General features: G+C 58.4%; 13 protein-coding genes. 4 read left to right on the top strand and 9 right to left on the bottom strand.

Features of this window, described 5'->3' with window-relative positions; genetic code table 11:
• The 3 genes from urtD (at nt 1) to ABJZ52_RS14330 (ending at nt 4,407) form a co-directional block, all read left to right on the top strand.
• Nucleotides 1-747, top strand: coding sequence for an urea ABC transporter ATP-binding protein UrtD (urtD, locus tag ABJZ52_RS14320; protein WP_348187489.1), 747 nt, complete (start codon nt 1-3; stop codon nt 745-747).
• Between the two features lie 8 nt (nt 748-755).
• Nucleotides 756-1,451: an urea ABC transporter ATP-binding subunit UrtE gene (urtE, locus tag ABJZ52_RS14325; RefSeq protein ID WP_348187487.1), complete on the top strand. Its 696-nt coding sequence runs from the start codon at nt 756-758 to the stop codon at nt 1,449-1,451.
• A gap of 82 nt (nt 1,452-1,533) precedes the next feature.
• The gene (locus ABJZ52_RS14330; RefSeq protein ID WP_348187485.1) at nt 1,534-4,407 is read left to right on the top strand and encodes an AsmA family protein; all 2,874 of its coding nucleotides are present in this window, start codon (nt 1,534-1,536) and stop codon (nt 4,405-4,407) included.
• A gap of 103 nt (nt 4,408-4,510) precedes the next feature.
• Here ABJZ52_RS14330 and phnN read toward each other — a convergent pair whose 3' ends face one another.
• The 9 genes from phnN to phnG form a co-directional block, all read right to left on the bottom strand.
• Nucleotides 4,511-5,092, bottom strand: a complete 582-nt coding sequence (gene phnN, locus ABJZ52_RS14335) for a phosphonate metabolism protein/1,5-bisphosphokinase (PRPP-forming) PhnN (RefSeq protein WP_348187056.1) — start codon at nt 5,090-5,092, stop codon at nt 4,511-4,513.
• Nucleotides 5,085-6,227, bottom strand: a complete 1,143-nt coding sequence (locus tag ABJZ52_RS14340; protein WP_348187058.1) for an alpha-D-ribose 1-methylphosphonate 5-triphosphate diphosphatase — start codon at nt 6,225-6,227, stop codon at nt 5,085-5,087. Before ABJZ52_RS14340 ends, phnN begins: the two co-directional genes overlap by 8 nt.
• On the bottom strand, nt 6,224-6,958 hold the full coding sequence (locus tag ABJZ52_RS14345; RefSeq protein ID WP_348187482.1) for a DUF1045 domain-containing protein: 735 nt from the start codon (nt 6,956-6,958) through the stop codon (nt 6,224-6,226). The genes ABJZ52_RS14340 and ABJZ52_RS14345 overlap by 4 nt, the downstream gene beginning before the upstream one ends.
• Nucleotides 6,959-7,060: 102 nt before the next feature.
• Complete coding sequence (gene phnL, locus ABJZ52_RS14350) at nt 7,061-7,759, bottom strand: phosphonate C-P lyase system protein PhnL (RefSeq protein WP_348187480.1); 699 nt, start codon at nt 7,757-7,759, stop codon at nt 7,061-7,063.
• 8 nt (nt 7,760-7,767) lie between these two features.
• On the bottom strand, nt 7,768-8,556 hold the full coding sequence (gene phnK, locus ABJZ52_RS14355; RefSeq protein WP_348187478.1) for a phosphonate C-P lyase system protein PhnK: 789 nt from the start codon (nt 8,554-8,556) through the stop codon (nt 7,768-7,770).
• A complete protein-coding gene (locus ABJZ52_RS14360; protein ID WP_348187476.1) occupies nt 8,553-9,488 on the bottom strand; it encodes an alpha-D-ribose 1-methylphosphonate 5-phosphate C-P-lyase PhnJ in 936 nt (311 codons plus the stop codon). Before ABJZ52_RS14360 ends, phnK begins: the two co-directional genes overlap by 4 nt.
• On the bottom strand, nt 9,485-10,621 hold the full coding sequence (locus ABJZ52_RS14365) for a carbon-phosphorus lyase complex subunit PhnI (protein ID WP_348187474.1): 1,137 nt from the start codon (nt 10,619-10,621) through the stop codon (nt 9,485-9,487). Before ABJZ52_RS14365 ends, ABJZ52_RS14360 begins: the two co-directional genes overlap by 4 nt.
• Before the next feature lie 3 nt (nt 10,622-10,624).
• On the bottom strand, nt 10,625-11,266 hold the full coding sequence (phnH, locus tag ABJZ52_RS14370; protein WP_348187472.1) for a phosphonate C-P lyase system protein PhnH: 642 nt from the start codon (nt 11,264-11,266) through the stop codon (nt 10,625-10,627).
• Nucleotides 11,266-11,754, bottom strand: coding sequence for a phosphonate C-P lyase system protein PhnG (gene phnG / locus ABJZ52_RS14375; protein WP_348187470.1), 489 nt, complete (start codon nt 11,752-11,754; stop codon nt 11,266-11,268). Before phnG ends, phnH begins: the two co-directional genes overlap by 1 nt.
• 119 nt (nt 11,755-11,873) lie before the next feature.
• On the opposite strand from phnG, the gene phnF reads away from it, so the two are divergent.
• Nucleotides 11,874-12,608, top strand: coding sequence for a phosphonate metabolism transcriptional regulator PhnF (gene phnF / locus ABJZ52_RS14380; protein WP_348187468.1), 735 nt, complete (start codon nt 11,874-11,876; stop codon nt 12,606-12,608).

Consider the following 12,608-nt stretch of genomic DNA (forward strand, 5'->3'; position numbering starts at 1 on the left):
ATGGCGAAAAGTTCCAGCCTTCTGTACCTCGACGGTGTCTCTGTCTCCTTTGACGGGTTCAAGGCGCTCAATGAATTGTCCCTGGTGATTGCCCCGGGTGAAATGCGCGCCATCATCGGACCCAATGGCGCTGGCAAGACAACCATGATGGATGTCATCACGGGCAAGACCCGGCCGGACAGCGGCGAAGTCTTCTTCAATGGCACCGTCGATCTGACGGATGAAGATGAAGCATCGATCGCTGAATTGGGGATCGGCCGTAAATTTCAAAAACCAACCGTCTTCGAGAGCCATACGATTTGGGACAATCTGGAGTTGGCGTTGAAAGCGCCGCGAGGTCCCTTTGCAACGCTGTTTCATGTGACCGCGGGCGCTGAAAAGGCCAGGATTGAGGAATTGCTTGAGTTGATCCGTCTTGGCGACAAGCGCGATGAGCTGGCGGCGAACCTGTCTCATGGCCAGAAGCAGTGGCTGGAAATCGGCATGCTGCTTGCTCAGGATCCCAAGCTTCTGCTTGTCGATGAGCCGGCGGCGGGCATGACCGATGCGGAGACGGCGGAAACGGCGGAGCTGCTGAAGGATATTGCCAAATCGCATTCCGTCGTGGTCGTCGAGCACGACATGACCTTCATCCGGGCGCTCGGCGTCAAAGTCACCTGCCTTGCGGAAGGCTCTGTTCTGGCCGAAGGGTCGCTGGATCATGTCTCGGCGGACGAGCGGGTCGTTGAAGTCTATTTGGGGCGCTAGGAAACATCATGTTGAGCGTGGAAAACATCGATCTTCACTATGGCGCGGCGCAGGCGTTGAAGAATGTCTCCCTAACCGCGGAAGTGGGCAAGGTGACCTGTGTCATGGGTCGAAATGGCGTCGGCAAGACATCGACATTGCGCGCTGTGGTCGGGCAACATCCGGTCAGTGCGGGCAAAATCTTCTGGAATGGTGAGGATGTGTCCAAACTCGCGGCCCATGCAAGGGCCAAGCGGGGCATTGCGGTGGTCCCACAGGGACGTGAAATCTTCTCCCTTTTGTCGGTCAAGGAGAACCTCGAAACAGGATATGCCTGCGTCCCGCGCAAGGATCGGACGGTTCCCGAGACAATTTTCGAGCTCTTTCCTGTTCTCAAGTCCATGCTCTCGCGTCGGGGAGGTGATCTCTCCGGTGGGCAGCAGCAGCAGCTGGCAATCGCCCGTGCCCTCGTGACCCGCCCAAAGCTCCTGGTTCTTGATGAACCAACCGAGGGCATTCAGCCGTCAATCATCAAGGATATCGGCCGTGCGATCGAGTGGCTGCGTGATCAGGGCGACATGGCGATCGTTCTGGTCGAGCAGTATTTCGAATTTGCCCGTGATCTGGCAGATGATTTCGCAGTCATGGATCGCGGTGAAGTGGTCATGGCTGGGACACGTGCCGAATTGGATGAAACCGAAGTGCGCAAGCATCTGACGGTCTGATTCCGCAAAGACAATTTGACAGTCATGCTCCTGCCACGCTTTCTCCTAGACTGGGAAAGCGATTCGTGACGGGGAGCATTGTATGCGACGGCTATTGATCGGGCTTGGAGGCCTGTTCTTCCTACTGGCAACAATTGTGCTGGTGGTGCCATTTCTGCTGCCCAAGGACACCATCAAGCAGCAGGTCATTGCGGAAGTCGAGAAGGCCGTTGGCTGGCGTTTGAGGCTTGATGGCCCCGTAAGCCTTTCCCTTTTGCCCGGGTTTTCACTTATTGCCGAGAAGGTCGGTCTGTCCGGCGAGGCTGGAGCGGATGGCATAGAGTTCGCCAAAGCAGAGAAAATCGAGTTCGGCCTGGGTTGGGGTGGGCTCTTCGGTGGTGAAGTTCAAGTCACGGGCATTGCGCTGATCGACCCGGATATCTTTCTTGAAATCGGGACCTCCGGCCTGACAAGTTGGGCGCCCCGCCGCGATTTGACGCCGGCGGAAGAGGCTGCCGAGATTCTTTCAGGCGAACTAAGTGCTCCAAAGGCCCCGGACGAGGAAGAGGTTGTTGAGGAAACAGAGGTCGCGGGATCTTCTGATGCGAATTTCCTCAAGCGGATCGGGATAGATCGTCTCGATATCGAGAACGGTACGGTGCTGTATCACGACCGGAACGCCGAACAACGACACGAAGTTTCTAATCTGAATTTGACGCTGATGGCGCCGGATCTCGAGGGTGAGGTTTCGCTCGACACCACTTTCGTCTGGCAGGAAAAGCCGATGGGGCTGAAGGGTACATTGGAAAATCCTCTGGGATTTGCTGCCGGTGCGCGCATTCCGATGGACCTGATGTTGACGGTCGATGAAAGCAGCCTGGGCGTCGCCGGTCAGGCTGGACTGGATCCGATTTGGGCGGATGTCGCTGTAACGGGTCAAGGGCCGTCCTTGCAGCGTTTTGCTGCGATTTTGGGAACAACGCTTGCCAATGATCCCGGATCATTTTCGATTTTTGCCAAAATCACGGGCGATGAAACCGCCCTGTCTCTTTCCGATCTGACGGCAAGCGTCGGCAGTCTCGGGCTTGACGGTAATGTTGAGGCGAACCTCGGCGGCGATGTTCCGCAGGTTGCTGGCCGGATTATCCTGCGTGAGAGCAACCTGGAAGATCTGCTTACACTTGCCGGACAGTCTTTACCGGCGAAGGGGCAGCTTGCTGGTGATGTTACCTTTGAAGCCTCAGGTGATACAGCTGAGGCGCTCCTTGCGGCACTCGATGTCAGGGGCTCTGCCCGCGTGGTGGGCGGCGAGGTGTCCGGTCTGGGTCTTGCTGATGCGGTCGGAGGCGATGTATCGGCCGATGAAATCAAGGACATCGCGCTTGAGCTGGATCTGAATGGTCTGGATGAGAAGGCCAACCTGCGCGGCGGGCTTTCCTGGCGTGGAGAGGCCTTCACGGTCACAGGAAGTGCCACGCCGGCACCTTTGCTCGATGGGCGATCTGCGCCAGTGTCTGTCAAGGTGAAGGGCACCAAGCTCAGTGCAGGGTATGAAGGCAGCGCCTCGGGTGTCGGAGGTCTTGAAGGCGCGGTTTCCGTCGAGACGGCAAGCCTGCGAGATCTGATGGCCTGGATGGGGCAGCCGGTCGAGGCAGGCAATGGTCTCCAGGGGTTCAAGGCGTCTGGGGTCTTCGCCGTTGCGGGCGATACCATACGCTTTGACGAGACGCGATTTACTCTGGATGAAACATCCGGGTCGGCCAGCGGCCGGATCACATTGGCAGATCGGCCGGATGTGGTCGCAAAGCTCTCGCTGAATGCGCTGGTGCTTGACCCTTATCTGGAATCTGCTCCGGGGAGATCTGACGGGTCCGGGAGCGCAGCATCTTCTGGATCAGGCGGTGGCACAGCAAACAGTCAGCCGGGATCAGCCTGGAGCGATGCCCCAATCGACTTCTCGGGTCTGAAAGCGGCGGATGTCGACTTTGCGATCACGACCAAGGAAATCCGCTGGGACAAGATCAAGATTGATGAGAGTGCACTGGACGCGACGATCAAGAATGGTGTGCTTGACGCGAACCTGAAGACCTTGCGCCTCTATGGGGGAAGCGGTAGCGGAGCCGTGCGTGTGAACGGGGCTGGAGATGCCGCTCAGGTCAGCGCTCAATTTGCTCTCAGCGACTTGGATGGTTATCCGGTGCTCCATGATGCGGCTGATTTCGAATGGCTTGAGGGCAAGGCAAACATTGCGCTTGATGTGACAACCGCAGGGTGGTCGGAAAAAGCGATGGTGGAAGGCCTCAACGGAACTGCATCTTACAGCTTTGCTGACGGTGCGATCCGTGGCGTCAATATTCCAAAGCTTGTACGGGGTCTCTCGGTTGAGACGCTTCTTGGTTGGCAGTCTTCCTCGGCGGAGAAGACCGACTTCAGCTCGCTGTCAGCTTCTTTCGACGTCACCAATGGTATCGCGACGACCAGCGACATTTCCCTCGTTGGCCCGCTTGTGCGCATGAGCGGTCAGGGTGCCACGAACCTGCCTTCAAAGACGCTCGATTGGCGCGTTGAACCGAAGATCGTGCCGACCCTGGAAGGGCAGGCTCCGACCCCGCGCAAGAAGGGTGCCGAAAAGCAGATGGCGGGGCTGGGTGTGCCCATCGTCGTGAAGGGCCCCTGGTCAAACCCTCAGATCTATCCGGATATCCAGGGAATCCTGGAGAACCCCGAGGCGGCCTACAAACAGCTGCAGTCCATGGGTGGCGAGCTGTCCAAAATCCTGAAAGGCGGGAAACCGGATGAGGCGTTGGTCGATGCCGCTAATGAGGCGATCAGCCGTGCAACTGGCGGCAAGACCCAGATCGACGTTCAGAAGGTGATTGAGGGTGAGGTTGACGATCAGGAAATTCTGAAAGCCGTTGAAGACGGGTTCGGTCTGCCTTCCGGTCTGCTCGGATCCTTCGGACGGAAGAAGAACTAGACGGAAGCTTTGCCGGAATAGGATGCTGCTTGGCAGAGCACCTGCCAGGAAAATCTATTTCCTCTGGCTCAGAGTCTGAATGGCAGAGTTGGTTGAACCTGATCTAGAAATCGAGCTGCCGGATGATTTTATCAACACCGTCTTCAACCGTTCCGGTGTTCTCGATCCGGACCAGGTTTTCGCTTTCGCTGACGTCCAGATCTGCAAGTTTCAGCCGCTTCTCGATGGCTTCACGGCTTTCACGGCCCCTACTCGCCAGCCGTTCTGCAAGCACTTCGATTGGAGCGGTGATCAGAAGAACCGCGACGTTTTGATATTTGGCGAAAGCATGCGGCAGGGCGCGGCGAGAGCCATTGGCGATTACCGTTCCGCCAGCCCGGATCTCATCATCGTAGCGAACCGGAATGACATAACCCAGGTCATGCGCTGACCAGGCAAGCGCCACATTGCCGGTCTTGACCAGATGGTCGAATTCCTTCTGGCTGAGACTGTCATGATCTTCGCTGCCGGCATCCGCCTTCCGTGTGATCGCGCGGCGGGCAAATTGCACATCGGCCTGATCCTTGAGCCGAGCGCGGAGGCCGTCCAGCAGCGTGTCTTTGCCGGCTCCGCTGGGGCCGACGACCAAGACAAGGCGGCCAGGGCCGACCTTGCCTGGGTTGTTGCTCTGTGGTGCCTCAGGCAACGCGGCGGCCTTCGCGCCAGACGCCACGGACGATCGGCACATTGCCGACCATGCGAACTTGAACGAGATCTGCACGTCGCCCGACTTCGAGGGCGCCGCGATCTGTCAGGCCTATCGTGTTGGCTGGGGTAGATGTGACCATCGCAACGGCTTTGGGTAAGCTGATTGCCTCGACGTCGTCCGCAAGCTGGAAAGCAGCCTGGATCAGTGACACCGGAACATAGTCGGAAGACAGCACATCAAGGCAGCCCGCCTCGGCAAGTTCGCGAGCCGAGACATTTCCCGAGTGAGAACCGCCTCGCACCACGTTCGGGGCGCCCATCAGCACGGCCATATTGGCGTCGTGAGATGCACGGGCTGCTTCCACGGTGGTCGGAAACTCAGCGATGCTGGTGCCCAGATCAATGGCTTCGCCAACATGGTCAAGTGAGGCATCGTCATGGCTGGCGATGGCGATGCCGCGACCATGAGCGTCTGCTGCGATTTTTTTGCGGTTCTCCGGAGCGATGTCGCCTGCGCGCTCCTGACGTGCCTTGATAAAGGCGTTCATCTGCTCGTCGGAAAAGCCCTTTTTACCTTGGTAGTAGACCTTGTAGGCATCAAGCGACATGAACTGCCGTTGGCCTGGCGTGTGGTCCATCAGAGAGATCAGGCGAATTTTGTCGTCGCCCTCGAATACCGAGTAGGCATCCAGAACGTCTGGAGCCGAGACTTCGCAACGCAAGTGAATGAAGTGATCAGCTCGCAGCCGGTTTTCAGCCTGCCCCGTATCGATGGCGTCTGCAAGTTGGCGCATATCGGCGGCACGTAAATCGGCATCTTCGTCCATGCCGACGCGAAGGGCGTCGAAAACCGTTGTGATGCCGGCGCAGGCGATCTGCGCATCATGGGCTTGAACCGCGGAGACGGGGTTCCAGCGAACTTTTGGTCGCGGTGCGTAGTGGACTTCCAGATGATCTGTATGAAGCTCGACGAGGCCGGGGATCAGGTAATCGCCCTCTAGATCGTGACCTACGACTGTGCTCGAGGCTGAAATGTCAGCGATCTTGCCGTCTTCGATCTTGAGTGCGCCGTCCATGACGCTGTCTGGCAGGACGAGACGGGCGTTCTTGAAGGTGCCTGGAGTGGCGCTCATTTTGAACCTCGGCATTTGGAAAGAGATTGATCCGGCGTTTGTGTGCCGGTCAGCGGGAAGATGGTGTGAACCAAGAAGGGCGCGCCGCGTTCGGCCTCGCAGTAGAGGCCTAGGCTTTCGACCTGCCGCGGCCGATCCGTCAGGTCTTGAAAGTGTGCTCTGGCCGCGGCCTCGAGTGTTGCCGCTTCCTTTTCGTTCTCAAGCTTGTTGCTCAAGGTCATGTGAAAACGGAAGTCCTCGAAGATATACGGATAGCCCCATTCAACGAGCTTGTGTTCCTGGTCCGGCGTAAGACCGCTTTTGCGGCGCCGCTCGAGATCACTTTCGGACAGTGGTTTGCGGAATGGTTCGAACCGACGAACGCAGGTCGCTGCGAAGGCTGACAAGTCTTGTTCGGCGGCATTTGGCGTCAATGCCAGAAACTGCCCGAGGCGATTGACCGACAGGCCTTGTAGCGCAAACGAAGCCGATTCGGCAGCAAAGGCAGCACAGGCTGCTACCAATTCATCGACCGTTGTCCCGCCCTGAAGCGCGAAAGGCGCTTTTAGTGTGCCGTGGAAACCATAGCGTCGAGGCTCTGTCGTGAGTTCCTGAAAACGTTCACTGCTCATTGCGTTGAGCGATGGCTGGTCTAAGGCCTGGCCCGTGAATGGATCGCGGCCGAGCCATAGATTGCCAAGTTGCATCAGCGGGTCATTAGCAGGAGCAGCGAAATAAAGTGCGTAGCGCATCGATAGGCTCGAACAGCGTTGATTGCGGAGAAGGCAGGATCGGCATCATCGACCTAAGCGGCTCTCATGTCGATCCTGTGACAGGGGTTCGTGAAACTGTCTTTATGCAGCGATCTTGAATGCGGTGACGTCGATAATCCTGTCGGCGATGCGATCGCGAACATCCTGGTCATGCAGAATGCCGAGCATTGCAACACCGGCAGCTTTCTTTTCATCGACCAGCTCTACCACCACTGACCGGTTCACTGCATCAAGCGAGGCAGTTGGCTCGTCGAGAAGCAGTATCGGGTAATGAGCAATGAATCCGCGAGCGATGTTCACGCGCTGTTGCTCGCCGCCTGAAAAGGTCGCGGGTGGCAGGTTCCAAAGTCGTTCGGGCACATTGAGTCGGTTCAGGAGATCGCGTGCCTTGGCAAGGGCTGTCTCTTCGCTCGTCCCCTGGGCGATCAATGGTTCAGCAACAACCTCTGTTGCCGATACCCTGGGGATGACCCTGAGGAACTGACTGACATAGCCGATCGTGTCCTGGCGCAACGAGAGGATCTGGCGCGGGGCTGCGTCTGCGATGTTGACGATTTCGTCGTTGCAGGTGATCAGGATCTGACCCTCGTCACAGCGATAGTTGCCGAAGATCATCTTGAGTATTGAACTCTTGCCGGCACCTGAGGGACCTCCGAGAACCACGCACTCTCCGGCTTCAACGGCAAAGTCGACGTTGGACACGACCGGGATCGATGTGCCGCCCTGCAGATGCATTGTGAAGGTCTTGCCGACGGTGTTCAGATAAAGACGGACTGGCATGACTGACCTCAGACCTGGAGAATGGAAGAGACGAGAAGCTGCGTATACGGCTCGCGCGGGTCATCGAGCACCTGATCGGTCAGACCGGTCTCGATGACTGCCCCATGCCGCATGACCATGATGCGGTGGGACAAGAGTCGGGCCACAGCAAGGTCGTGGGTAACGATGATGACGGACAGGCCAAGTTCGCTGACCAGCCGTCGCAGCATGTCGAGCAGCCGTGCCTGAACGGATACGTCGAGGCCGCCGGTCGGCTCATCCATGAACACGAGCCGCGGGTGGGTGACCAGATTGCGGGCAATCTGAAGCCGTTGACGCATACCGCCGGAGAAGGCGCGCGGGTCGTCATCAATGCGGTCGGCGGTGATTTCAACCCGGTCGAGCCAGTCCGTCGCCGTTTCGCGGATTTTCCCGTAGTGACGTTGACCGACGGCCATCAATCGTTCGCCGACATTGGCGCCAGCGGAGACGGTCATGCGTAGTCCGTCTGCAGCGTTTTGATGGACGAAACCCCAATCGGTGCGCATGAGCAGGCGCCGTTCGGCTTCGCTCAACTCATAGAGGTTGCGCATGGAGCCGTCGCGCATGCGGTATTCAATGGCGCCAGCAGTTGGTGCAAGCCGGGTCGACAGGCAGTTGAGCAGCGTGGTCTTGCCTGATCCGCTTTCGCCAACAATGGCAAGCACTTCGCCGGGCCAGAGCTGGAAGTCCACGTCGTTGCAGCCGATGCGGTCGCCATAATAGCGGGTGACGCCATGCACCTGCAGCAGCGGCTCCTGATTGTTCTGATCGCTCATTGGCCCTTCTCCTCGGTTCCACCGGACAGCAGCGTGGCGGCGGGGTCGGCGGCCATGGGGCCGAGATGTCCATTTGCTCGTCTTTCCTCGCAATGATCGCTGTCGGAGCAGACGAACATGCGCCCGCCCTTGTCATCCAGAACGACCTCGTCGAGATAGACGCCTTCGGCGTTGCAGAGAGCACAGGGTTTGTCGAAGGACTGGACCTCAAACGGATAGTCATCGAAATCAAGGCTTTTGACCTTGGTGTAGGGCGGGATGGCATAGATCCGCTTTTCCCGGCCCGCGCCATAGAGCTGCAGCGCTTCCATGTTGTCGATCTTCGGATTATCGAATTTCGGCGTTGGCGAAGGATCCATCACATAACGGCCGTTGACCTCGACGGGATACGCATAGGTCGTTGCGATGTGGCCGTTCTTGGCAATGTCTTCATAGAGCTTCACATGCATCAAGCCGTATTCTTCCAGCGCATGCATCTTGCGGGTTTCGGTCTCGCGCGGCTCGAGGAACCGGAGCGGCTCGGGAATCGGAACCTGAAAGACAAGGATCTGATTGGCGCTCAGTGGCATCTCCGGAATCCGGTGCCTGGTCTGAATGATGCTTGCGTCCTCTGTGCTGGTGGTCGTGGCGACACCAGCGGTCTTTTCGAAGAAGCCACGGATGGCGACTGCGTTGGTGGTGTCGTCTGAGCCCTGGTCAATGACCTTCAGCGTATCGTCCGCGCCAAGGATCGCAGCGGTGACCTGAACGCCGCCGGTGCCCCAGCCGTACGGCATGGGCATTTCGCGTGAGGCGAAAGGTACCTGGTAGCCGGGAATGGCGATCCCCTTGAGGATTGCGCGGCGGATCATGCGCTTGGTTTGTTCGTCGAGGTAGGCGAAGTTGTAACTGCCTTCATCGGGCGCGATGGATGTGGATTCTGGGAGGGTCATTCTGCGGCCTCCTTTCCCGTCTCGAGATCGGTTTGCGCGTATGGATCCTGCTGATCGCGCGCAGCGAACCACTCCGCACGCATCCGGCGTACGAGATCTAGTTCAGCCTGGAAATCCACGTAATGCGGCAGTTTCAGGTGTTCGACAAAGCCAGTGGCCTGGATGTTGTCGGAGTGGGACAGGACGAATTCCGTGTCTTGCACGGGGGCGGTCTGTTCTTCACCGAGTTCTTCCCACCTCAGAGCGCGGTCGACCATGGACATGGCCATGGCTTTTCGCTCTACCTGGCCGAAGACGAGACCGTAACCACGGGTAAATTTCGGCGGCGACTTGGCCGAGCCCGAGAATTGGTTCACCATCTGGCACTCAGTCACTTTGATCGCGCCGAGTTTGACGTTGAAACCAAGCTCCTCGGCGAAAAACTCCACTTCGACCTCGCCGTAGCGGATCTCACCGGTAAAGGGGTGGGTACGGGCATATCCGCGTTGTGAGGAGTAGGCCAATGACAACAGGAAGCCCTCGTCGCCGCGCGCCAGGTTTTGAAGGCGCAGATCGCGATCAGCCGGGAACGACAGCGGTTCGCGGGTGAGATCGCCAACGGTCTCGCTGGCTTCGGGAAGCGGGTCTGCTTCCATCAGGCCTTCGTCGCTCAGAAGGTCCGTGACCCGCGGCATGCCTTCATCCGAAGGCGTTTCGCTTTCCACTGCATCAAGCGCACCTTCATCCTCGGCGGCCATGGCGAAATCGAGCAGACGGTGGCTGTAGTCGAAGGTTGGTCCAAGCAGCTGGCCGCCCGGAAGATCCTTGTAAGTGGCTGAAATACGCCGCTCGACCAGCATTTTGGCGGTGTCGAGGGTTTCCGAGTAGCCGAAACGGGGCAGGGTCGTGCGGTAGGCCCTGATGAGAAAGGCAGCTTCGATGAGGTCACCGCGGGCCTGTTTGATCGCGAGCGCGGCAAGACCTTCATCGTAAAGAGAGCCCTCGCACATCACGCGGGCGACCGAAAGCGCCAGCTGTTCGGCAATCTGATCCACTGTCAGCGATGGAACCGAGGTGTCTCCCCGCCGACGTTTGGCCAGAAGCTTATGGGCATTGCGGATTGCCTTCTCACCGCCCTTTACTGCAACGTACATGGCTCAGGCCTCCGGTCGGGTGAGTTGAGTGGAGCGTGGCAAAGCCGCGATTTGTGTCTCGCCGGTGAAAATCACGTCCACGCCGCGTGGGAACTGTGCGTTGTTGGCCTGAACCTGATCCCAAAAGGTCGTCGGCACGGGGCTAGTGCTGAAGCGGGCGACATCCTTGATGCCCGGTCCCTTGAGCTTGAGCGAAGCCCCCTTGCCGAAAGTCTGGTTCATGAGAACCAGGGTTGCGGACTGGTCAGGATAGTCAGGCGTTCCCTGCGCGAAATTGCCGAGGCCGGTCAACCGTTCGGGCTCGCTGACTAGTGCGAAGGCGGCTTCAACCGGAACGTCCACAATGGGCGCGCCAGTATGAAAACGGAGGAAGCTGACTGCGTCTGGCGACTTGGCCAGAGCCGGATCCAGCCAGACAGGGGTGTCATAGTCGAGCAAGGTAAGTGCGACAGCAGCGCCCATTGCTGTGAGCGGTCCGGGCAGGTCCGTCAGACCAGGCTCGAACGTTTGCAGTGTTCCGGGCCGGGCCATGGCCTGCATCACTTTTCGGAAGCAGTTTTGTGCCTCGTGAACGGGATCTGAAAAACCTGCGGCCAGACGCGCAGCAGGGCTCGCAGCAGGCGTGTTGATTGTTTCGGTGTTCATCAATCGTCTCCACGAACCATGGTGAAGAAGTCGACCTTTGTCGCCGCTGTTTCGGCCTTGATCTCTTCCTGCTTTTGGCGGCTGCTGTTTTGGAGTGGTGCAACAATGAGGTCTTCGACCTTTTGCCGGTGATCGGGGTTCTGCCAAAGACCGTCCAGAATGGCCGCCTGAAGAGCATGCTGCTTGTGTCGGCCGAGAATGTAAGAGCTTCCGGTTTCACCGGTTGCCAAGCGCACGACGCAGCGGGTCACTGTCACTTCACCGAGGTTGAAGGCACTGCCGGTGCCGCCCATCCGACCGCGGACCATTACAAGACCTGTTTCGGGCCCGCGAACCAGGTCGTGGGAGGGGTGATCCGGGTAGCTTTCAAATGTTTTTGCGAGCGCAGGAGTCGGGGCTTCAGCCATCACTGCCATGATTTCCTGCCGACGTGCGGTGGTTTGATCGGCCGGGCTTTTGGGCAGTGGAGCCGTGGTTTCTTCGGACATGTCTTTCGACCTTTTTCGTGGCGAGCTAACGAAGAGGCTTGAGTCATACAATAGATTGTCTATTTGTATAGACGAATTTTTGAATTGACACCTTGCTAGTCGGGTTTGATGACGAAGACATGACGAAGCAGATGAAAATCGATCGCGGCGCGGGGATCGCCATTTGGCGGCAGATTGCCGAATGGCTGAAAGCTGAAATCAGCTCGGGAACCTTCGTGACCGGCTCCAAGCTTCCGACAGAGGCGGATATCGCGGCGCGGTTTGACGTCAATCGCCATACGGTGCGCCGGGCGATTGCGGTTCTGGTCAATGAAGGGATTCTACGCGCTGACCAGGGTCGGGGAACCTTTGTCGCGGCGGCACCGATAAACTATCCGATTGGCAGTCGAACGCGGTTCTCGGAGATCGTTTCAGGGCAGCACAAAACGCCCAGCGGGCGGATGATCGGATCTGCGCTGGAAGACGCGGACGCTCTTTTGGCGACTGAACTCAAAGTGCCACATGGGGCACAGCTGATACGGATCGAAACGCTGCGCGTTGTCGATGGAAATCCGGTTCTGGTCGCAACAAGCTGGTTCGAACAGGCAAGGTTTCCAGGGCTGGTGGCCGCTTACGCCGAGACTGGATCATTCACCAAGGCGCTCCGGCAATGTGGCCTTGATGACTACCGCCGTCTTGAGACGCGCGTCAGCGCGGAGCTGATCGATGCGCAGGATGCTGCGTTCCTGCAAATTCCCCAGGGGCAGCCGGTTCTGATCGTTGAGAGCACGAACGTGGATGCTGAAGGCAAGCCGATCCAATACACTCGGACCCGAATGGCAGCGGACCGAATCCAACTGCTGATCGAGAGCTGA

This window comes from Roseibium sp. (assembly GCF_039982295.1).
In the GTDB taxonomy this organism is placed as follows: domain Bacteria; phylum Pseudomonadota; class Alphaproteobacteria; order Rhizobiales; family Stappiaceae; genus Roseibium.

What these genes read in the sequence shown, in the direction of transcription:
- urtD (WP_348187489.1), top strand. Translation starts at nt 1, where the DNA reads ATGGCGAAAAGTTCCAGCCTTCTGTACCTCGACGGTGTCTCTGTCTCC.
- urtE (WP_348187487.1), top strand. Translation starts at nt 756, where the DNA reads ATGTTGAGCGTGGAAAACATCGATCTTCACTATGGCGCGGCGCAGGCG.
- ABJZ52_RS14330 (WP_348187485.1), top strand. Translation starts at nt 1,534, where the DNA reads ATGCGACGGCTATTGATCGGGCTTGGAGGCCTGTTCTTCCTACTGGCA.
- ABJZ52_RS14340 (WP_348187058.1), bottom strand. Translation starts at nt 6,227, where the DNA reads ATGAGCGCCACTCCAGGCACCTTCAAGAACGCCCGTCTCGTCCTGCCA.
- ABJZ52_RS14345 (WP_348187482.1), bottom strand. Translation starts at nt 6,958, where the DNA reads ATGCGCTACGCACTTTATTTCGCTGCTCCTGCTAATGACCCGCTGATG.
- phnL (WP_348187480.1), bottom strand. Translation starts at nt 7,759, where the DNA reads ATGCCAGTCCGTCTTTATCTGAACACCGTCGGCAAGACCTTCACAATG.
- phnK (WP_348187478.1), bottom strand. Translation starts at nt 8,556, where the DNA reads ATGAGCGATCAGAACAATCAGGAGCCGCTGCTGCAGGTGCATGGCGTC.
- ABJZ52_RS14360 (WP_348187476.1), bottom strand. Translation starts at nt 9,488, where the DNA reads ATGACCCTCCCAGAATCCACATCCATCGCGCCCGATGAAGGCAGTTAC.
- ABJZ52_RS14365 (WP_348187474.1), bottom strand. Translation starts at nt 10,621, where the DNA reads ATGTACGTTGCAGTAAAGGGCGGTGAGAAGGCAATCCGCAATGCCCAT.
- phnH (WP_348187472.1), bottom strand. Translation starts at nt 11,266, where the DNA reads ATGAACACCGAAACAATCAACACGCCTGCTGCGAGCCCTGCTGCGCGT.
- phnG (WP_348187470.1), bottom strand. Translation starts at nt 11,754, where the DNA reads ATGTCCGAAGAAACCACGGCTCCACTGCCCAAAAGCCCGGCCGATCAA.
- phnF (WP_348187468.1), top strand. Translation starts at nt 11,874, where the DNA reads ATGACGAAGCAGATGAAAATCGATCGCGGCGCGGGGATCGCCATTTGG.